19 protein-coding genes and 2 pseudogenes are annotated in these 18,697 nt (G+C 68.3%); 13 read left to right on the top strand and 8 right to left on the bottom strand.

Annotation, left to right across the window (positions count from 1 at the left end; all coding sequences use genetic code 11):
* Positions 1–64: 64 nt before the first annotated feature.
* Together ACIRP2_RS31615 and ACIRP2_RS31610 are read left to right on the top strand one after the other, a co-directional pair.
* Complete coding sequence (locus ACIRP2_RS31615; protein WP_404256299.1) at positions 65–1,651, top strand: pentapeptide repeat-containing protein; 1,587 nt, start codon at positions 65–67, stop codon at positions 1,649–1,651.
* Positions 1,617–2,393: an IS3 family transposase gene (locus tag ACIRP2_RS31610; RefSeq protein WP_404256297.1), complete on the top strand. Its 777-nt coding sequence runs from the start codon at positions 1,617–1,619 to the stop codon at positions 2,391–2,393. Before ACIRP2_RS31615 ends, ACIRP2_RS31610 begins: the two co-directional genes overlap by 35 nt.
* Positions 2,394–2,450: 57 nt before the next feature.
* On the opposite strand, the gene ACIRP2_RS31605 is transcribed toward ACIRP2_RS31610, so the two are convergent.
* The gene (locus ACIRP2_RS31605) at positions 2,451–3,089 is read right to left on the bottom strand and encodes a hypothetical protein (RefSeq protein ID WP_404256295.1); all 639 of its coding nucleotides are present in this window, start codon (positions 3,087–3,089) and stop codon (positions 2,451–2,453) included.
* Positions 3,090–3,173: 84 nt separating this feature from the next.
* On the opposite strand from ACIRP2_RS31605, the gene ACIRP2_RS31600 reads away from it, so the two are divergent.
* Together ACIRP2_RS31600 and ACIRP2_RS31595 are read left to right on the top strand one after the other, a co-directional pair.
* A complete protein-coding gene (locus tag ACIRP2_RS31600; protein ID WP_404256784.1) occupies positions 3,174–3,689 on the top strand; it encodes an SMI1/KNR4 family protein in 516 nt (171 codons plus the stop codon).
* Positions 3,690–3,718: 29 nt separating this feature from the next.
* A complete protein-coding gene (locus ACIRP2_RS31595) occupies positions 3,719–4,021 on the top strand; it encodes a hypothetical protein (protein WP_404256293.1) in 303 nt (100 codons plus the stop codon).
* Positions 4,022–4,057: 36 nt separating this feature from the next.
* On the opposite strand, the gene ACIRP2_RS31590 is transcribed toward ACIRP2_RS31595, so the two are convergent.
* A complete protein-coding gene (locus ACIRP2_RS31590; protein WP_404256291.1) occupies positions 4,058–4,666 on the bottom strand; it encodes a TetR/AcrR family transcriptional regulator in 609 nt (202 codons plus the stop codon).
* Positions 4,667–4,738: 72 nt separating this feature from the next.
* Between ACIRP2_RS31590 and ACIRP2_RS31585 the strand changes: the two genes are divergently transcribed.
* A complete protein-coding gene (locus ACIRP2_RS31585) occupies positions 4,739–5,560 on the top strand; it encodes a class I SAM-dependent methyltransferase (RefSeq protein WP_404256289.1) in 822 nt (273 codons plus the stop codon).
* Between the two features lie 563 nt (positions 5,561–6,123).
* On the opposite strand, the gene ACIRP2_RS31580 is transcribed toward ACIRP2_RS31585, so the two are convergent.
* From ACIRP2_RS31580 to ACIRP2_RS31555, 6 genes and pseudogenes are all read right to left on the bottom strand, one after another.
* A complete protein-coding gene (locus tag ACIRP2_RS31580) occupies positions 6,124–6,774 on the bottom strand; it encodes a TetR family transcriptional regulator (protein ID WP_404256287.1) in 651 nt (216 codons plus the stop codon).
* A 26-nt stretch (positions 6,775–6,800) separates the two neighbouring features.
* On the bottom strand, positions 6,801–8,402 hold the full coding sequence (locus ACIRP2_RS31575; protein WP_404256285.1) for an MDR family MFS transporter: 1,602 nt from the start codon (positions 8,400–8,402) through the stop codon (positions 6,801–6,803).
* Between the two features lie 58 nt (positions 8,403–8,460).
* Positions 8,461–9,066, bottom strand: a complete 606-nt coding sequence (locus tag ACIRP2_RS31570) for a TetR family transcriptional regulator (RefSeq protein ID WP_404256283.1) — start codon at positions 9,064–9,066, stop codon at positions 8,461–8,463.
* Positions 9,067–9,319: 253 nt separating this feature from the next.
* Entirely contained in the window at positions 9,320–10,093 is a 774-nt protein-coding gene (locus ACIRP2_RS31565; protein ID WP_404256782.1) for a MerR family transcriptional regulator, read from the bottom strand.
* 482 nt (positions 10,094–10,575) lie between these two features.
* The gene (locus ACIRP2_RS31560) at positions 10,576–10,794 is read right to left on the bottom strand and encodes a hypothetical protein (RefSeq protein ID WP_404256281.1); all 219 of its coding nucleotides are present in this window, start codon (positions 10,792–10,794) and stop codon (positions 10,576–10,578) included.
* Between the two features lie 236 nt (positions 10,795–11,030).
* A pseudogene (locus tag ACIRP2_RS31555) lies at positions 11,031–11,198 on the bottom strand (AAA family ATPase); the annotation flags it as partial.
* Positions 11,199–11,845: 647 nt separating this feature from the next.
* Between ACIRP2_RS31555 and ACIRP2_RS31550 the strand changes: the two are divergent.
* The 8 genes and pseudogenes from ACIRP2_RS31550 to ACIRP2_RS31515 form a co-directional block, all read left to right on the top strand.
* On the top strand, positions 11,846–12,799 hold the full coding sequence (locus tag ACIRP2_RS31550; RefSeq protein ID WP_404256279.1) for an urea transporter: 954 nt from the start codon (positions 11,846–11,848) through the stop codon (positions 12,797–12,799).
* 4 nt (positions 12,800–12,803) lie between these two features.
* A complete protein-coding gene (locus ACIRP2_RS31545; RefSeq protein WP_391743787.1) occupies positions 12,804–13,109 on the top strand; it encodes an urease subunit gamma in 306 nt (101 codons plus the stop codon).
* 18 nt (positions 13,110–13,127) lie between these two features.
* On the top strand, positions 13,128–13,538 hold the full coding sequence (locus ACIRP2_RS31540; RefSeq protein WP_404256276.1) for an urease subunit beta: 411 nt from the start codon (positions 13,128–13,130) through the stop codon (positions 13,536–13,538).
* A complete protein-coding gene (ureC, locus tag ACIRP2_RS31535; protein ID WP_404256274.1) occupies positions 13,538–15,262 on the top strand; it encodes an urease subunit alpha in 1,725 nt (574 codons plus the stop codon). The genes ACIRP2_RS31540 and ureC overlap by 1 nt, the downstream gene beginning before the upstream one ends.
* Before the next feature lie 82 nt (positions 15,263–15,344).
* A complete protein-coding gene (locus tag ACIRP2_RS31530) occupies positions 15,345–16,031 on the top strand; it encodes an urease accessory protein UreF (protein ID WP_404256780.1) in 687 nt (228 codons plus the stop codon).
* 249 nt (positions 16,032–16,280) lie between these two features.
* A complete protein-coding gene (gene ureG / locus ACIRP2_RS31525; protein ID WP_376284636.1) occupies positions 16,281–16,922 on the top strand; it encodes an urease accessory protein UreG in 642 nt (213 codons plus the stop codon).
* A gap of 59 nt (positions 16,923–16,981) precedes the next feature.
* The gene (locus ACIRP2_RS31520) at positions 16,982–17,860 is read left to right on the top strand and encodes an urease accessory protein UreD (protein WP_404256778.1); all 879 of its coding nucleotides are present in this window, start codon (positions 16,982–16,984) and stop codon (positions 17,858–17,860) included.
* Positions 17,861–18,428: 568 nt separating this feature from the next.
* Positions 18,429–18,697: pseudogene (locus ACIRP2_RS31515) on the top strand (hypothetical protein); the annotation flags it as partial.

Raw genomic sequence — 18,697 nt, 5'->3', positions numbered from 1 at the left:
GCTTCCCACTCGCGATCCGGACACCACCGCAACTGAAACGCGGGGGTCAGTAGAGAGGGCCATCATGGCTTCGCGACCACAGCTTCCCGACGCATACCACAAAGCCGTCGACCGCTTGGCAGGCCGGGATATCGGCGCCCGCCTCTCCGCGTTGCTCGAACTGGACGCGCTGGTCATGGAGGACTCCTCGTGGCGGCAGAGCGTGGTGGACGCGATCTGCGGCTATCTGCGCGCGCCCGAGATGGAGGGAAGTCAGGACGGTGAGGTGCGGCGGGAAGCGCTCCGGATTCTGGCCTCCCAACTGCGGGTAGCTCCGGACAACTCGGGAGAAACCCCTGGTGCCGCGAGAGTCCCGAAGGGTCTGCAGGTGGATCTCTCCGGTGCCGAGCTCGGGGATGTCGATTTCAGCGGCTGCCGTTTCGATGGCGCGTCTTTCGCGGATACATTGTTCAACGGTCAGTGCGTCTTCGACGGTGCACATTTCACTGGCGAAGCTCAATTCCAGTGCGCGCTCTTCGCATCCGATGTCAGCTTCTCACAAGTGCGGTTCGGTTGCTGGGCCGTCTTCGGTCGCACCCGATTCCGCGGTCGAGCGAATTTCGATGGGGCTCGTTTCCAGGGGATGGCATGGTTCGGGCACGGCGAGGAGTCGATCGACGAGAATGACGATGCGACGTGGGAGGCCGTGCAAAAGAGAAGAGCGATTCCCTGGGGAGAGCTGAACGAGGACGACCCGATGTGGCCGCGCGACGTTCTTGTCGGTGAGTACCAGAGTTGGGGGGAGGGTGGTGATGGAGCACGATTCAACGGCGAGGTGTCCTTTCGGGACGCCCGGTTCGAGGACGACGCCTGGTTCTGGAAGGCGCGATTCGGTGGCGGATCGCTGTTCCAGCGTGCGGCGTTCTCCGGCCGAGTGCATCTCGACCACCCCTCCGTCGACCTCACCGCCGCCCGGGTGGCCGGCGCTGGTGCGGACGACGAGCAGCGCTGGCCTTTCGGCTGGACGGTGAGTTTCGAGCGCGGAGGCGAAGGTGAGAACGGGGATGAATACGCGGGTCGCCTGATACCCGATCGTGCCACCCACGCTTTCTGTCGTCAGATCGCTGATTCGGATCCTGCGGTACGGCTCTCGGGCTTGCGCGACCTCGAAGGCGTCGGCGACGCCGAACCCGGGCTCAGGCAGCGAGTGGCCGACACGATATGTGAGTATCTGCGGATGCCCCTGACGTTCGACGTCACAGTCCAGCCGACAGCCCTCACCGCCGACCAGGCTCAGGAGTTGCGCACACGACATGCCGCGCAACGGATCCTCGCAGACCGCACGCGCCACACGGCGGACACGCACTGGGGAGACCTCTCTCTGAGGCTCTCCGGTGCAACACTGATCGACTTCGACCTCAGTGAATGTCACCTGCGGTACGGGGACTTCTCCGGAGCCCAGTTCTATGGAGCAACCACATTCGAAGAAGTGTTGTTCAGTACAGGTGTTGATTTCTGTATCCGAGGAACCCACTCGGGGCGCGCATCCTTCCACGGTGACGCCACCTTCACCGGAGCCCGGTTCGGCAGCGAGGGTTGGGGTATGCGGGATTTGATGGAATGGGGCCTGAAGGGGTGTGTATTCCATTCTCAGGCCACTGACATCCCCTGAGAAAAATGATCCGACATGGGGCGGACCTGATACGGGCGCCGTACGTGTGCGGTGTCCGTACCGGAAGACCAGGTGTGCGGACGCCCTGCGATCACGTCGGCCCAGGGGCAGGGCCAGGCGGGCGGCCTCGATGCGGCCGGCTGGCCTGGAAGGCGTCATCCGCGGACAGCGACGCCGCACCACCATCCCCGAGCCGACCACCCCGCGCCCGCCGGACCTGGTCAACCGGCGCTTCGCCGCGAGCCGACCCAACCAGCTCTGGGTCGTCGACCTGAGCTGTATCCGCACATGGTCGGGCTGGGTCTACGCCGCCTTCGCCCTGGACGTGTACTCACGGATGATCGTCGGGTGGCAGCTCGCCACCCACATGCGGACCGATCTCCCACTGGACGCACCGGAGATGGCCTTGTGGAGGCGGGGGACCAAGAAGGGTTCGGGACTGATTCATCACAGCGACCGCGGTTCGCGATATGTGTCAATTCGCTACGGGGAGCGACTCCTGGAGGCGGGTGCGGCCGCATCGGTCGGTTCCGTCGCCGACTCGTACGGTAACGCTATGGCCGAGGTCCTCAACGGCTCGTCAAAAGCCGAGCCGATCGAGCACCAGGGCTCCTGGCGGGACGTTGACCAGGCCGAACATGCCGTCGTCCAGTGGGTCGGCCGGTACAACACCGAGCGGCTGCACTCTGCCCTTACCTCCCACCCGAGGAATTCGAGGCCGCGTACTACCGTTCCCTGGTGACCCAAAATACCGCCTGAAAGCACACAAGCCGGCCGCTACGAAACTCGGGGCAGCTCATCACGGCGTGCTTTCCGGTTTTTGCCGCAGCTGGTCGAGGAGGAGTTCGATAGCTGCCTTCGCCTCCCCCAAAGGCGTGCCAGTTGCCTTCCGCCAGGTTTTGAGTGCCTGAACGCGATCGCCCGCAAGTGCGTGAGAAACGGCCAGTCGCGCGTAGAGGGGCTGGCCCGGGAGCTGGACAGGGATGGGTCGTCCACGTGGCTCGCCGCTACGACCGCTGGGATCGTGCTCGTTACACAGAGAGTGCAGGTAGTTAAGCGGTGCACGTTCGGTAGGCCGTTCGGCGCGGAAGGCCACAAGCTCCCAGCCAAATTCTGCCCGCTCGGACCGTTCCTTGTTCAACCCAATGCCCAACAGCCCAGGATCGTCGATCAGTTGGCAGGCGTTGTATATGACGAGGTGCTGCATGACTCGCACCACATCGGTCAGATCGTCCGGATCCACACCACAGGCCAAGATCCGGTTCAGAGCGGCCGGCTCTGGGACGTGCCCTTGCTGGCAGCCCCACGCTTCCATCCACGCCGGCTTGCCGTCGTTGTAGTCGTCCTCATCGACGACCAGGCTCCACAGGGCATTGACGAAGGACTCGTGCGCACGTACCGGCCAGTCCTCAGGCTGAGGATCTCCGTCGAGGGTCATCCGCCCACACTGTCACATGAAACATCTGAAGAACCAACCAAACCAGGATCGCGATCTACGGCTGGAGTACTAGTAGTGGTGACAATGCTTCCGGAAATCACAGCCCTGTTGGGCGAGCCCCGCTTCAACTGGTCGGATCCGGCTCCATGGATCGAACTGGAGCAGGAACTCGGTATCGAATTTCCCACGGATTTCCATGAGATCCTTGACGCCTACGGTTCGATAGAGATCAACACCCAGTTGTATCTGAAGCACCCCGCCGGCCACCTTCTGCACAGTCTGGGAGAAAAGATCAGGGGAGACCTCGAGCTCTGGCGCGAGGAGGACATGGCGGAGTTCCTGCCGAGCCCGGTGGGTGCGAACCCCGGGGAACTGTTGCCGGTGGCGTCGGCCACGACGGGCGAGGCGGTTTTCCTTCGCATTCCCGACAACCCCTCGTCGCCCTGGCGAGTCGTGGTCCAGGAGTTCGACAGTCCGGCCTGGACGCTCTACGAGATGACGTTCGGTGAGTGGTTGCTGGCTTATCTCAAGGGCAGGGACGTGACGGTCCGTTCTCGCAACTTCGCTCCTGACGGCCCGTTCTACGAATTCCTGCCCTGAAAATGAACGTGGTGGTGTCTCCTGTCCTGGTGACAGGAGACACCACGCGGGACGTGTGCCCGGACACCGGCCCGGCCCGTCCGCCCTGCGGGCAGGCCCGCGCGATGCCGGACCAGCGCGCTGCCCTGCGCGGGCCCGGCACCGGCTGGGACCTGTACACGTGGCGCCGCTCCGGGCTGACGCATCCGGGTGGGCAGGGCGTGTGCGAGTTGTTGCTGATGGCCAGGTCCCGGCACAGGAAGGCGGAGAACGTCCGCCGCTGCGGCAAGCTCTCCCCTGAGGCGATCGCCGGGCTCACGAGACTGCTCGCGCCCGGCGACAGGCGACGCTGAGACCCCTTTTCGACGCGGACCGTTGCGGGCTGCGAGTCAGGTTCGGCGTGGCCGCCGTTGTACGACGTCGGCGAGCACCGTGGTCACCAGCTTGTTGACGGTTGCCGTGGTCGGTGGGTCGGGGGCGCGGTCCGCGAAAAGGAGGTGCCCGCCTCCGACCAAGGAGAGGGTGAGTGAGTCGATGTCGGCGTCGGCCGAGATGCGGCCCATTGCGCGCTCGTCGGACAGGTAGGCGGAGACCGCGGTCGTGACCTGGGCGAGGATCGCGATGCCGCCTTCGGGCCTGGCTTGCCGCAGCCGCGCGCGCAACTCGTCCCGGAAAGTGATGAGCGGGACGATCGCCACGGGAACCGGTCCGAACAGGGTGGTCAGCGCCTCGGTGAGGTTATCGGCCACGGTGCCGGTGCCGACGGTCTCGCGCAGCGCATGCGCTTGCGTCTCGAGCTGTGCGGCCCGGTCGAGCACGAGCTCGGTGAGGAAAGCATCGAAGTCGGTGAAGTGCCGGTGCAGGACACCTTTTGCGCAGGCTGCCTCGTCGGTGACGGCCCGGCTGGTCAGCCCGTTCGCGCCATCCCGCAGCAGCACGCGTTCGGCGGCGTCGAACAGCTGCTGCCGCGCGTCGCGAAGGTGTACCCCGGTCGGCACTTGCAGGTCCTCTCGTGCGCCAGGATCCTGGCATCCGTTGGCATGTGGGCGCTTGCCCACTAAAGTGAACGCATGCCCACCTTACCGCGAGAGCAACCAGAGCCGACGCAACCGCATCAGGTTCGCAGGATGGCCGAGTCCTTCGGCACGGATGCGCAACGCTACGACCGGGCCCGACCGGGCTACCCCGATGACCTGGTGGCGCGTGTCGTCGCCGGGAGCCCGGGGCCTGACGTGCTCGACGTCGGCTGCGGCACGGGCATCGCGGCCCGTCAATTCCAGGCCGCCGGTTGCGCCGTGCTCGGCGTCGAGCCGGATGCGCGGATGGCCGACTTCGCGCAGGCCCGCGGCCTGCAGGTCGAGGTGGCAACCTTCGAAGCCTGGGAGCCGGCCGGCCGAGTGTTCGACGCGTTGATCGCGGCCCAGTCGTGGCACTGGGTGGCCCCGGTCGCCGGCGGCGTGAAGGCGGCCCGGGTGCTGCGTCCGAACGGGCGCCTGGCGATCTTCGGGCACGTATTCGAGCCGCCTGCCGAGGTGGCCGAGCCGTTCGCGGCTGCTTGCCGTCGGGTGGTGCCCGACTCCCCGTTCAGCCATCAGCCGGCGCGACGTCCGTCGGACGTGTACCGAGCGGGGTACGCGAAGATCGCCGACAAGATCCGCGAGACCGAGCAGTTCAACGACCTGGAACAGTGGCGATTCGACTGGGAGCAGTCCTACACGCGCGACCAATGGCTGGACCTGCTCCCCACCACCGGCGGCCTCACCCGACTTCGTCCCGATCAGCTGGCCGAGATACTGGGCGCGGTCGGCCTTGCCATCGAGGCTCTGGGTGGCCGCTTCACGATGCACTACACCACTCTGGTGACCACCGCCGTACGCGTCGGCACTCCTTGATCCGCTGCTCGCACCCTGGCCGAGCACGTACGGCTGCGGCAGTCGTGGGTGATTGCCCGCACGGCCGGTTCACTCTGCCCTCAAGTACCTTCGGCCTGTACCGACTCACCGCGTATGCAGGACGAAGTCGTGTCCCTCCTAGGAAAGAAGCCCTCTTGCAGCGCCACGAGAGCGTCAGATCGAAGGGAACAGGTGACGTCCGTTCGGGCGGGCACAAGGACCCGCGGCTGCGGCTCGCAGGCGGCCCCCGGGGCTACTTGCCCTGCAGTCCACCGTTGCGTCGTGCCACTGCGCCGACTGGGGAGGCTGAGTGACTCGCGGCGCCGGCGGAGCGGAACTGGCAACACATCGCCCGTGCCGCGAAAACCGGATCAACTCCGCGTAGCCGGACGGACACGCGGCCGACCGCGCGCCAAGGGCAGGTGGCCGCCGCCGCCGCTTTGCCGGTCGCCGGATCGGCGGCGCCCCGTGTCCACCATCCGTCCAGGCGCCCTTCCCGACGCCTCCAACACCTCGTCCGCCTCTGGCGACCAGCTGTTCATCCTGGGCCCCCGCTCCTTCGGCTACGGCCGCGCGGGGGCCGTGTCGCCGTCGCTCCTGCTGCGCCAGTCCCCGAAGAGTCCCGGACCCATCTGGTCGAGGACCGATTCCAGCAGCGTTCCGATGTGCGACGCGGTGGTGGGTTCCTTGCCGCACCAGTTCCGCATCGCCACGCGGCCGGCCGTGGCGAAGACGGCGACCATCAGTTGGGGACGCATGTCGGAACCGGTGGGGATGCCTTCGCGTTCCGCGATGACCTCGGCCAGCCGAGCCTCAAGTCCGGCGGTGCGGCGCAGTAGTTCGGCGTTCAGGCCGGGCGTCCGGTCGATCAGCCGGAGCAGCGACGCATCGACACCGGACGCGCCGCCTCCCTCCAGAGTGCGCAGAACCGCACCGAACGCCGCGCGCATCGCACGCATGGGATTCTCTTCCGCCGGTCGTGACCGAAGCGCTGCGACCAGCGCGTCCCCGCTCGCGGTCAGCGGGGCCAGCACGAGATCCTCCTTGGCGGGGAAGTAGCGGAAGACCGTGCGCGGGGAGACCTCCGCCGCGTCCGCGATCTGGTCGACGGTGGTCCGTTCGTACCCCTGGGCGAGAAAGAGTCCGGCCGCCGTACGCGCGACGTCCTCACGCGTGCGCTGCATCCTGCGCGTCCGCAGATTCTGTCCGGGCACGGCGACCCTCCTCCAGCTCGGTGTGCTCAGTGCGTCGGGGCCGACGGCGCCCCTGCCGCTGCGGCATTCTCCTGCGCGAGCCGCTCCATGCCGCTCTGCGTCTTGAGCGGCTTCTCCTTGATGAAGAGCACCGCGATCAGGGCGAGGAACGCGAAGGGGGCTCCGATCAGGAACACGTCCGCGGTCGCGACCCCGTACGCGTGCTCGACCACCAGACGGGCCGGTGCGGGAAGCGTGGAGAGGTCGGGAACGCCGTGCCCGGCACCTCCGCCGCCCGCCGCCCCGCCGAAGCCCTTCTCCAGCTCGCTCGCCACCCGGTGGCTCAGTACGGCGCCCAGCGCGCTCGTGCCGATCGCCCCACCGAGGCTGCGGAAGAACGACAGCACCGAGGTCGCCGCGCCGAGTTCCGACGCGGGTACGTCGTTCTGGGCCGCCAGGACCAGGTTCTGCATCAGCATGCCGACGCCGACGCCGAGAACCACCATGTAGACGCTGAGCAGCCCGAACGAGGAGTCCGCGCTGATCGTGGACAGCAGGCCCATGCCTGCGGTCATGATGATGCCACCGGCGATGAGGAAGCCCTTCCACTTGCCCCGGGCGGAGATGATCTGCCCGGCGATCGTCGTGGACAGCATCAGACCGAGGATCATCGGCAGGCTCATCAGGCCCGCGACCGTCGGGGACTTGCCGAGCGAGATCTGGAAGTACTGGGAGAGGAAGACCGTACCGCCGAACATGGCCACACCGACCAGCAGGCTCGCCACCGTCGTCAGCGTGACCGTGCGGTTGCGGAAGATGTCCAGCGGGATCATCGGCTCCTGGACCCTGGATTCGACGACGACCGCCGCGACCAGCAGGACCACACCGGCGGAGACCAGTGCGGCGGTCTGCCACGACGCCCAGTCGAACCGGTTGCCCGCGAGGGTCACCCAGAGCAGCAGTGCGCTGACCCCGCTCATGATGAGGACGGCACCGAGGTAGTCGATCTTCACCTCTCTGCGGACCGTCGGCAGCTTCAGGGTCAGCTGGAGCAGCACGATCGCGAGCAGGGCGAACGGCACACCGATGAAGAAGCACCAGCGCCACCCCAGCCAGGAGGTGTCCACGAGCACACCGCCGATGAGCGGTCCCGCGACGGTGCCGACCGCGAAGACGGCGCCGAAGATGCCGGAGTACCGGCCGAGTTCACGCGGTGGAATGATCGCCGCCATCACGACCTGGGCCAGCGCGGTGAGACCGCCCGCACCGATGCCCTGCACCACGCGGCTCACGATGAGCAGGCCGACACTGTGCGAGAAGCCGGCGACGAGCGAGCCGACGATGAACATCGACAGGGAGAGCTGGATGAGCAGCTTCTTGTCGTAGAGATCGGAGAGCTTGCCCCAGATCGGGACGGTCGCCGTCATCGCCAGAAGCTCGGCGGTGACCACCCAGGTGTAGGAGGACTGGGTGCCGTGCAGATCGGCGATGATCCTGGGAAGGGCGTTGGAGACCACGGTGGAGGCCAGGATGGCCACGAACATGCCGGCCATCAGGCCCGACATGGCCTGCAGTATGTGACGGCGTGTCATGGCGGCTGGTGCGGCCCCCTCGGGCGCACCGGCTTCGGGTGTGACGGCAGCGGTCATCGGCTGACGTTCCTCATTCTCTTGTGAAGGGCCCCCGGCCGGGGGCCTCGGATGTGCTTCAGCCGCTCAGACCGTCGGCCAGCGAGTTGAACGCCTCGCGATAGATGCTCTGGAACGTGCGGGTACGGCCGGACGCAACCCAGAGCTCGACGGCGGCGCGCACGGCGGCGATCACCACGTGCGCGAGAAGCCGAGGGTAGAGATCCGACTCGGGGTCCTGGCCGAGGCGTTCGGCCACGACAGCGACCAGGGCGCGCTCGTCCGCGCCCTGTGCGGCCAGGAATGCGGGAAGCAGCGAAGGGCTCGCCCTGAGCACGGACATCTGGAGTTCCCAGCGTTCGTGATCCTCCTCGATGTGGGCGAGCTCCTGGCCGATCCCCTCGCGCAGGGCATTGAGTGCCGTGAGTTCTTTCGGTGCGTTGAGCACTGCGCGACGGGCCCGCTCGGCGTTGTCCTGATCGGGACGGGTGATCGCGTCTTCCAGGCACGGGAAGTAGTTGAAGAAGGTGCGCACGGAGACGCCGACCGCATCAGTGACCGCTTCCACGGTCACATTCTCGATTCCGCGGTCCGCGGCCATGCGCAACGCCACGTCCGCAAGGGCGTCACGCGTCGCACGCTTCTTGCGTTCGCGCAGCCCGAGGGGCATGTCGTCGGCACTCATGGTGTGCATGCTATGTAATTTTGCGTGGTGTGCAAAATTCTTTTCCGGTGCGGTCCTGGCGATCACCGCTCACCCCGGCCCGTGCTCCTCGCCCATGAGGCCGTGCGGTGGTGAAGGGATCCTTGGGCCGGTGTGGCCCGGTTCGTGCCGCACGATGGAGGATCCTCGGGTCACCGGTGCCCGCGCGTTCCACGCACGGGGCGAGTCGTCTGTCGCCGGGGGTCTGCAGCCCCCCGGCGGTGCCGGCCGCCGGTCAGCTCAGCCGGGCGTCGGCGTAGACGGCCATCGCGTCGCGCTGGTAGACGGCCAAACCGTCGGCGATCCTGTCGTAGTTCGCCCTGATCCGCGGGTTGTCGACGTAGGTCTGGCCCAATCCCTTGTAGGCGACCGCGTTCGGGGACCAGAACCGGCAGATGCCCTGGTAGTGGGATTCCATTTCGGCCTGCACCGCAGGATCGGCGACCGGCGTGCCGGCCACCATCAGCTCCGCGACGCGGATGATCTGCGCCGTCACCTCACGTTGCCATTGCTCCTGATCCTCGGCGGTCATCGTCGCGACGGCCTTTCTGGACTGTTCCCAGGCCTTCGGCCACCGCTCGCGCACCTCGGCCTCGGCCTCGGCGTCGGCGTCGGTGTGCTCGAATCCGTCGAACAGGTTCTCCGGCCTGTTGATCCTTGTCATGGCGTCGTGTTCCCTGCCTTCCTCCAGTTCGGCGATGGTTCGCTCGACCGTGCGGGCGAGCGTCTCCAGCCGGTCACGCTCTCCGAGGAGCCGCAGGTGGTGCTCGCGCAGCACGGTCACCTGGTCGGCCTGGCTGTCCAGGACCGCCTGGATCTCGCGCAGCCCCAGGCCCAACTCCCGCATCAGCAGGATCTGCTGCAGTCGCAGCAGACCGGCCTCTTCGTAGTGGCGGTGCCCGTTGCTTCCGATCCACGCGGGTGGCAGCAGACCGATCTCGTCGTAGTGCCGCAGCGTCCGGGACGTCACCCCGGACATCCGGGCCACATCCGCGATCGACCAGGCCATTGCCGTGCCTCCCATCACCCGGCCGGTCCCTCCGGCCGCATGGACGACCGTAGAAGTTGACGCAGCGGAAACCGCAAGCCGGAGCCGGCGTACGTCGAGCGCCTTCGCGCTCCGCTCGGCTTCGCCCGTCCGTGGCGACGAGGCCGGGACCGCTGCCGGGCGGCAAAGTTCCTGAACGAGCGGGGCCTCGCGACCAAGGACGAACTGGCCGGGGACATGGTCCGCCGTCCGGCCGCCGCTCTGCGGCCGACCACTGCGATGCGGGAGCTGTCGCGCAGGTTGTTCACCGGAGATGTCGGCGGCGCAGGCGGACAAACGCCCGAGCACTCGTGCGTTCTCCTCACGGGTCAACCCGCCTGCGTTACCGGGTGCGTGCGGTGAAGCTCCGCCGTCTTCGACCTGCTGCCTGCACGCCTCACCGGCTGCCGCCGCCGATGGTGCGCCCGTACCGGGAGGCGTCGGGAGCGGGCCGGGACGTTCGGCTACAGGATGCCGTAGCCCTCGATCGTGGCTCCCAGGTCGCACCACGCCGTGGAAGTGCCGGGTGCCGAGGTCCGGTTGCCGTAGTGCCTGTACCGGTATCCGGTGCTGGTCTGGTAGCAGTCGATCGTCAGTGTGAAAGAGCCACTTCCCAGGCACGTGATCGATGCCCCGTGGTGCCCGCCGCTGCCCACCATCTCCTTGAGGCCGCCGCACGTCACGGCTTGGGTCTGGGCCGGGCCGGCTGTTGCTGAGGTTGTTGTCGCCAGCAGTAAGCCCGTTCCGAGAGCGAGTGTGGATACGGCCGCAGTGGTACGGCGCTTGAACATCGGGGCCTCCCCGTTCGGTGGTCGATCAGTGCCGCGCCAACGTAGGCCGGACCGGGGCGTTCCGCGCAGAGCACACCCAGAGCGCACGTAGGGCAAACAACGGCGCACGGCCCAGCCGCAAACCCCGGCAGGAGCTCGGCGAGGAAACCGAGGTGGGACATCTGCTCACGGCCGGCGGTCTCGGCGAGGTCGGGGAACCGAGAGCGGATGGTGGGCAGTCGAAGCATGCGACATGCCTGGTCGCCTGCGCCGGTGGCGGCCTGCTCGGTGAGTCCGCCCTGACGGGGAAGGGACACGGCCCGGGTCCTGCGGACGCCGCCCGGCCCCGCGTACTCGACGGCGAGTGGTCCCTCCACCTCCTCACCCCGAAGTTGCCCGACGTCCGCAGCGCCCGACGGGGCCTCAGGAACACGTAGTGGCGCCGCGCTTCTGTCCCCGGTGGCGGGATGCACACCGACGACGCCACGCGCGGGCGCATTCCGTCCTTGCCCCGAGACGAAGCTCCGCCAGGCACAAGCCCGCGCTGTTCATGTCAAGTCGCCGTGGATTCGGGAGACTTGGAGCGACATGTCCGTACCGGTCTGCGGCAAGCCGCCGCACCGGGTGCGCCGAGTGCGGCCCCCTCGCGGGCCCCGCACGGAGAGAGAGCGGGAAGTGCGGCCGCGTCCGCCCGGTTCGGTCAAACGACAGGTACGGAATGTTCAACCTCTGACCAAGAAATTGACGCGACGGGGCTGGAAATCGTCGTTGTGGGCCCGGGAAACGCCCATCCCCAGCAGCGGGTATGTCTGATTGCGCCCATGCGATCACGCTGAGCATCGAAATTTCGCACCCCTGGCCCGTCCTTGCCGGGCGTACGGTCTCAACAGAATGTTGATCAAGATCCAAAGCCTCCCGGATGCGGGGGTTTTGGTGATTTCGTCATGTCCTCAAAGGAGAAGACATGCCTGCAGTGGAACAGGTGGTGCAGGCGAAGAGCTGGGCCTCTACCCGTGCCGGACAGATACAACTGCGCGGTGTCGCCCAGGTCGCACTCAGCTCGAACGCTTGGGCCGGGCTGCTGTTCACCGTGGCACTGTTCGTGGGTGGATGGCGACTGGGCGTGTACGGCCTGCTCGGTGCGGCCTCGTCCACCGCCGCCGCGGCGCTCCTGGGCGCCGACCGGAAGGGATTGGTCAACGGGCTGCAGGGTTACTGCGGTTGCCTGACCGGGATCGCACTCGTCGTACGGCTCGGCACCTCGTGGCAGACCGCCGTACTGGCCGTGCTCGGCGCAGCGGTCTGTTCGGTACTGAGCGCCGCGGCGGGCCGTCTTCTCGGCCCTCTCGGGCTGCCCGTGCTGACGGCCCCCTACTGCCTGGTCGCCGGGGCGCTGGTGGTCACGCTGTCCAAGGCGCCGGTCACCGACGGTCCGGCCGCACGCGTCTCGGGGTTCACGACCATGACGGCCGCGGAGACCGGGCGGGCGCTCTGCAACAACATCGGTCAGATCTTCTACCTGGACAAGTGGTACGCGGGGCTGATCCTGCTCGTCGGGCTGCTCGTCGCCTCGCGGATCGCCGCCGTCGCGGCGATCGGCGCCAGTGTCGTCGCGTTTCTGACCGCCTGTCTGACAGGACTGCCCGCCGACCGGATCATCGAGGGGCTGTACGGATACAACGCGGTGCTCTGCGCGATCGCGCTGACGGCCACCTTCCTGACTCTCACTCCGTGGACCGCCGGGTACGCCGCGCTCGCCGCGGCTGCCTCGGTCCCGTTCGCCGCTGCCTGGGAAGCAGTTGCCCAGCCCTCCGGCGGATACCCCTTCACCTGGCCGTTCACCGTGACGACCTGGCTCTTCCTGGCGGCTGGTCCATTCCTGGGCCGGCCCGGCATCTCGTCCCAGAAAGCAATGTGACGCCATGAACCTCGCACCGCGGGAAATCGACAAACTCCACGTCTATGTGGTCGCGGACCTGGCCCGCCGCCGCAGGAACCGGGGAACCAAACTCAACTACAGCGAAGCCGCCGCCCTGATCACCGAAGCCGTCCTGGAGGCCGCGCGTGACGGCCGCACCGTCGCCGAATGCATGGAGCTGGGCCGCAAGGTCGTCTCCATCGACGACGTGATGCCCGGAGTGCGGGAGATGCTCACCGTCCTCCAGGTCGAGACGGCCTTCGTCGACGGGACGAAGCTGGTCACCTGCCACGACCCGATCAGCGCCTGAAACACCGAGGAGACACAGATGTCTGGCGGAGCTCAATACCTCTACGGGGACGACCCCGTCGAGATCAACGCCGACCGGGCCAGGATCACACTCACGGTCGCCAACACCGGTGACCGGGCCGTGCAGATCGGCTCGCACTACCACTTCTTCGAGATCAACCGCGCCCTGCGCTTCGACCGCGAGGCCGCCTACGGCATGCGCCTGGACATCCCGTCCGGCACCGCTGTGCGCTTCGAGCCCGGCGACACCCGCGAGGTGGAGCTGTGCGCCTTCGCCGGCACCGGGCGGCTCACCGGTTTCGCCGCGCTCGTCAACGGGGGCCTGTCGGCCCCGGACACCAAGCGCGTCGCCCTCCGCCGCGCGGCGGAGCTCGGCTTCACACACGACGACAGCGACACCGAGACCGACCACGAGGGGGCCCGGGTCTGATGGCGATCATCCCGCGCAAGCAGTACACGGATCTGTTCGGTCCCACCGTCGGTGACCGGTTCCACCTGGCCGACACCAATCTGGTCGTCGAGGTCGAGTACGACCACAACGCCGGTTCCTACGGGGAAGAGGCCGTCTACGGCGGAGGCAAGGCCATCCGGGACGGGATGGCCCAGGACCCGTCCGCACTCAACCGCGAAGGCGCCCTGGACCTCGTCATCACCAATGTCGTGGTGCTCGACCCGGTTCTGGGCGTGGTCAAGGGTGACATCGGCGTCCGCGGTGGCCTGATCGTCGGCGTCGGCAAGGCGGGAAACCCGCATCTGCAGAGCGGGGTCGACCCCAAGCTCGTCATCGGACCGGGCACCGAGGTGATATCCGGCGAACACCTCATCGCCACCGCCGGGGGCGTCGACACGCACATCCACTTCATCGCGCCCCAGCAGGCCCAGGAGGGTCTGTCCAACGGCATCACCACCTTCTTCGGCGGAGGCACCGGGCCGACCGACGGCTCCAACGGCACCACCTGCACCCCCGGCCCGTGGAACATCCACCGGATGCTGGAGGCCGTGGAGGACCTGCCGGTCAACGTGGGTCTGCTCGGCAAGGGGAACGGCAGCCTGCCCGAGGCGCTGCGCGAGCAGGTCGAGGCCGGCGCGGCCGGGCTGAAGGTGCACGAGGACTGGGGCGCCACCCCCGCCACGATCGACACCGCGCTCCGGGTCGCCGACGAGCACGACGTCCAGATGGCCATTCACACCGACACCCTCAACGAGGGCGGCTTCTACGAGGACACCCTGTCGGCGATCGACGGCCGGACCATCCACACCTTCCACACCGAGGGTGCCGGTGGCGGTCACGCCCCCGACATCATCCGGGTGTCCGGCGAGGCCAACGTACTGCCTGCCTCCACGAACCCGACCCTGCCGTACACGATCAACGCGGTGGACGAGCTGCTGGACATGGTGATGGTCTGTCACCACCTGTCCCGCGACATCCCCGAGGACGTGTCGTTCGCCGACAGCCGGGTGCGGGCCGAGACGATCGCGGCCGAGACCGTTCTGCACGACCTCGGTGTGATCAGCATCTTCTCGTCGGACTCCCAGGCCATGGGGCGGGTCGGCGAGTCCTTCGTCCGTGCCTTCCAGACGGCGCACCACTGCAAGGAACTGCGCGGCCCGTTGGCCGAGGACAGCTCCCGCAACGACAACGCGCGTGTGCTGCGGTATCTGGCCAAGCTGACGATCAACCCCGCGACCGCCGTCGGTGCCGCGGACGTGATCGGCTCCCTGGAGCCCGGGAAGCTCGCCGACATCGTGCTCTGGCCGATCCACTCCTTCGCGGCCAAGCCCAAGATGGTCATCAAGGGCGGCATGGTCAACTGGGCACTGATGGGCGATCCGAACGCGTCGCTGCCCACACCGCAACCGGTGTACTACCGGCCGATGTTCGGCACGTACGGCCGTGCCCGGCAGCGCACGTCGGTGACCTTCATGTCCCAGGCTTCCATCGCCGCGGGCGTCCCCGACGAGCTGGGGCTGCAGCGGCGGATCGAACCCGTGCAGCGCTGCCGGACCATCGGCAAGGAGCACATGGTGCGCAACGACGCGCTGCCGCGCATCGAAGTGGACCCGGAGACGTACAAGGTCACGGTCGACGGCGAGCCCGCCACCATCGAGCCGGCGGAGCGCCTCCCGCTCAACCACCTCTTCTACATCGTCTGACCGTCCTCGCGACGGCCGTCTACGGCCGGACCACCTCGGACGGCCCACTGGCACGAACGGAATCCCCGGCGTGAACGACCCGATGCCGATCCCGGCGCTGCTGACCGGACTCCAGCTCACCGACTCGGCTTTCCCCAGCGGCTATTACACCCTCTCCCACGGTCTGGAAGGCTTCCAACAGGCCCGCGCGGTCACCCCGCGCGGTCTGCCCGCCCTCCTCCACGACCTGCTGCGCAACAGCGCGGGGCCGGCCGACGCGACCGCCCTCGCCCTCGCCCACCGTGCGGTCATCGCCGACGACTGGGCGGAGGTGGTGGCCGTGGAACAGCGGTTGCATGCCACCAAACTGGGTCGAGAGGCCCGGCAGGCCGCCGTCCGCACCGGACGGCAGCTGCTGGACCTCGCCGGCGAGGTCTACCGCACCCCACGGATCGAGCGGTACCAGGCCCTCTACCGGGAGGGAGCCGTACGCGGCTGCCAACCGGTCGTCGCCGCCGTCGTCCACGCGGCCAACGGTCTGTCGACCCGCCAGGCGGTCACCTGCGAATTGTTCGCCTTCGCGGCCAGTTTCGTGGGGGCCGCCGTGCGGTTGCGGCTGACCGACCACCGCCGGGCGCAGGTCGTGCTGCACGACGCCTCCCCGGTGATCGAGGAGACCGTCGACGCGTCCCTGCGGCGGGAGTTGGCCGACCTCGGAGGCTGTGTCCCGGTGGCGGATGTCATGGCCGGCCGTCACGAGCGCGCCGAGGCACGCCTCTTCGCCAGCTGAGGGCCGGCTCCGTACCCCCTGGCGGGCGCGCGATGACGGGACAGCCCCTGGTGCCGTGGCCGGCAAGCCTTTCCGGCCACGGCACCAGGGATCGGCGATCGGCACGTCACCGGGGCACGCGAGCCCGGCGTGCTCCGGACGAAAGGTCCCTTCACCACCCGCCCCTCCCACAGACAAGACCACCCCTTCGGAAGGATCACCATGCACGACCCGATGCAGGCCAGGCACCACCACGACCACGACGAGCTCATGCAGCGGCCCAAGGACGGCGTACTGCGCGTCGGCATCGCCGGACCGGTGGGCTCCGGCAAGACCGCGCTGATCGAAGCGCTCGTCCCCGTGCTGATCGAGCGCGGTCGGACCCCTGCCGTCATCACCAACGACATCTACACCAGCGAGGACGCCGCGCACGTGCGCCGTACCCTGGCCGGGCTCCTCGACGCGGAGAGGATCGTGGGGGTGGAGACCGGGGCCTGCCCGCACACCGCGGTCCGGGACGACCCGACGATGAACCAGGCCGCCGCGGACGAACTCGTGGAGCGCTTCCCCGACGTGGACACCCTGCTCTTCGAGAGCGGGGGAGACAACCTGACACTCACCTTCAGCCCCGCGCTGGTCGACCTCTTCCTGTTCGTACTGGACACCGCCGAGGGCGACAAGATGCCGCGCAAGCGGGGCCCCGGCATCACCGAGTGCGAGCTGCTCGTCATCAACAAGGTGGACATCGCGCCCTATGTGCGGTGCGATCTCGGCGTCATGGAATCGGACGCATACCGTGTCCGGGACGGACGGCCGGTGGTGCTGACCAATTCCCTCACCGGAGAGGGACTCGACACCATCGCCGACTTCCTCCTGTCCCACGAAGCCGCCCAGGTGGCGGCCTCCGCGTGACCAAGGCGCCCGCGCGGCTGGAACCCGCGCACTACGAACCCCGGCGGGTACCGGCCCGGATGCTCGACCTCGCCGGCCCCCCGGACACGCTGGCCGCCGGGCGCCCCGGCAAGGTCGGCCTGCTCGAACTGCGCTACGCGCGTGTGGGCGACCGGACCGAGCTCGTCGACCGCTATCAGAAGTCACCGCTGCAGATCATGCGCCCGCTCTACGTCGATCCGGCGCGGCCCGATCTGCCGGTGACCTATCTGATGTCGACCGGGGGCGGGGTCATCCAGGCCGACCGCAACCGGATCGACATCGACTGCGGCCCCGGTACCGCGGTGCACCTCACCACCCAGGCAGCCACCAAGGTCCACCGGATGGAGTTCGACCACGCGACCCAGGTCGTCAACCTCACTGCTGGCGAGAGAAGTTACGTCGAGTACCTGCCGGACTCCCTGATCCCGTACCGGGACGCACGTTTCTACCAGCACACCCGGGTGACCGTCGATCCGACGGCCACCGTGCTCATGGGCGAGACGATCGCGGCCGGACGGCTGGCCCGCGGTGAGCGCCATGCCTACCGCATGCTCTTCAGCGACCTGGAGATCCAGCGTCCCGACGGGACACTCCTGGCCGTGGACAGCGTCCGCCTCGATCCGCAGGCTCCCGGCGCGGTCACCGGTCCGGCGGTCTTCGCGGACCACGATCTGATGGCCTCCCTGTACGCGGTCACTCCGCTCGCCCCCGCGACCCGGGTCGCGGACACCCTCCACGAGGCGCTTCTGGCCACCGGCCTGGCGTTCGGAGTGAGCACGCTGCCCGACGACTGCGGTGCGTGGGTGCGCATCGTCGGGAGCGATTCACCCGCCATCACCCGTGCGATGCGCGTGGCGTGGGACGCCCTGCGGAGGCTGCTCATCGATGTCCCGGCCCCGGACCTGCGGAAGACCTGACCCCACCGGGGCCCATGCCGTCGGGCGGGGGCGCGGGGGTGCCGGACTCGGCACCCCGCACCCCGGGGCAGGCGGGGTCGACCGCGTACGGGGCGGCGGGGGGGGGGGGGGGGGGGGGGGCGCCGCCGGGGGGGGGGGGGGGGGGGCCCGGGGGGGGGGGGCCCGGGGGCCCCCCCCCCCCCCCCCCCCCCCCGCCGGCTGCTCCGTTCGAGCAGCGCCGGAGACCCGTCGAAACGCTCGATACGGGCCCTGGAATGTGATGCCACCCATAGGAGGTGCGTCACATCCTAGGGAAGATAGGAGGACGAGTACGACCCGAGCGGCATAGAAATGCCGCAGAATCTGGCATTTCGGACATTGCTCCTAATTAGGGTAGTACGTCACATTCTTGCGTGGGGTTCGGCCGGGCGTTAACCATGGCTGTCGTTGCGGGAGACCGCGACCGGGCCGCACGGATCGCGTCGGTCCGGATCGCACCGGCCCGCATGGCGGGGCTCCGCTCCGCAGGCCGCCGTGATCGAGACGGCCGGCACCACGTGACGTCCCCGCATTGGAGAGTTTCTTCCGTATGACCACGCACACGCAGTCCCGCACCGGCCGTTTCGCCCGCATCCGTACCCTGTCCGTCGCCGGTGTCGCTTCGCTGGGCGCCGCTGCGGCCGCCCTCACCCTGACGTCCACCTCCGCCCAGGCCGCCGAGGTGAAGCCGGTCGGCTCGTCCGTGGCGAAGGTCTCGGCGGCGGACGGCAAGGGGAACGGCAACAACCTCGACGGCTGGATCAAGCAGTCGCTGGCCATCATGAAGGCCAAGGGCATCCCGGGCAGTTACGAGGGGCT

It is taken from the genome of Streptomyces sp. NPDC101194, from assembly GCF_044767885.1.
GTDB lineage: Bacteria > Actinomycetota > Actinomycetes > Streptomycetales > Streptomycetaceae > Streptomyces.
This window is presented reverse-complemented; position numbering and strand designations above follow the sequence as displayed.

What these genes read in the sequence shown, in the direction of transcription:
- ACIRP2_RS31615 (WP_404256299.1), top strand. Translation starts at nt 65, where the DNA reads ATGGCTTCGCGACCACAGCTTCCCGACGCATACCACAAAGCCGTCGAC.
- ACIRP2_RS31605 (WP_404256295.1), bottom strand. Translation starts at nt 3,089, where the DNA reads ATGACCCTCGACGGAGATCCTCAGCCTGAGGACTGGCCGGTACGTGCG.
- ACIRP2_RS31600 (WP_404256784.1), top strand. Translation starts at nt 3,174, where the DNA reads ATGCTTCCGGAAATCACAGCCCTGTTGGGCGAGCCCCGCTTCAACTGG.
- ACIRP2_RS31585 (WP_404256289.1), top strand. Translation starts at nt 4,739, where the DNA reads ATGCCCACCTTACCGCGAGAGCAACCAGAGCCGACGCAACCGCATCAG.
- ACIRP2_RS31575 (WP_404256285.1), bottom strand. Translation starts at nt 8,402, where the DNA reads ATGACCGCTGCCGTCACACCCGAAGCCGGTGCGCCCGAGGGGGCCGCA.
- ACIRP2_RS31570 (WP_404256283.1), bottom strand. Translation starts at nt 9,066, where the DNA reads ATGAGTGCCGACGACATGCCCCTCGGGCTGCGCGAACGCAAGAAGCGT.
- ACIRP2_RS31565 (WP_404256782.1), bottom strand. Translation starts at nt 10,093, where the DNA reads ATGGCCTGGTCGATCGCGGATGTGGCCCGGATGTCCGGGGTGACGTCC.
- ACIRP2_RS31550 (WP_404256279.1), top strand. Translation starts at nt 11,846, where the DNA reads ATGCCTGCAGTGGAACAGGTGGTGCAGGCGAAGAGCTGGGCCTCTACC.
- ACIRP2_RS31545 (WP_391743787.1), top strand. Translation starts at nt 12,804, where the DNA reads ATGAACCTCGCACCGCGGGAAATCGACAAACTCCACGTCTATGTGGTC.
- ACIRP2_RS31540 (WP_404256276.1), top strand. Translation starts at nt 13,128, where the DNA reads ATGTCTGGCGGAGCTCAATACCTCTACGGGGACGACCCCGTCGAGATC.
- ureC (WP_404256274.1), top strand. Translation starts at nt 13,538, where the DNA reads ATGGCGATCATCCCGCGCAAGCAGTACACGGATCTGTTCGGTCCCACC.
- ACIRP2_RS31530 (WP_404256780.1), top strand. Translation starts at nt 15,345, where the DNA reads ATGCCGATCCCGGCGCTGCTGACCGGACTCCAGCTCACCGACTCGGCT.
- ureG (WP_376284636.1), top strand. Translation starts at nt 16,281, where the DNA reads ATGCAGCGGCCCAAGGACGGCGTACTGCGCGTCGGCATCGCCGGACCG.
- ACIRP2_RS31520 (WP_404256778.1), top strand. Translation starts at nt 16,982, where the DNA reads ATGCTCGACCTCGCCGGCCCCCCGGACACGCTGGCCGCCGGGCGCCCC.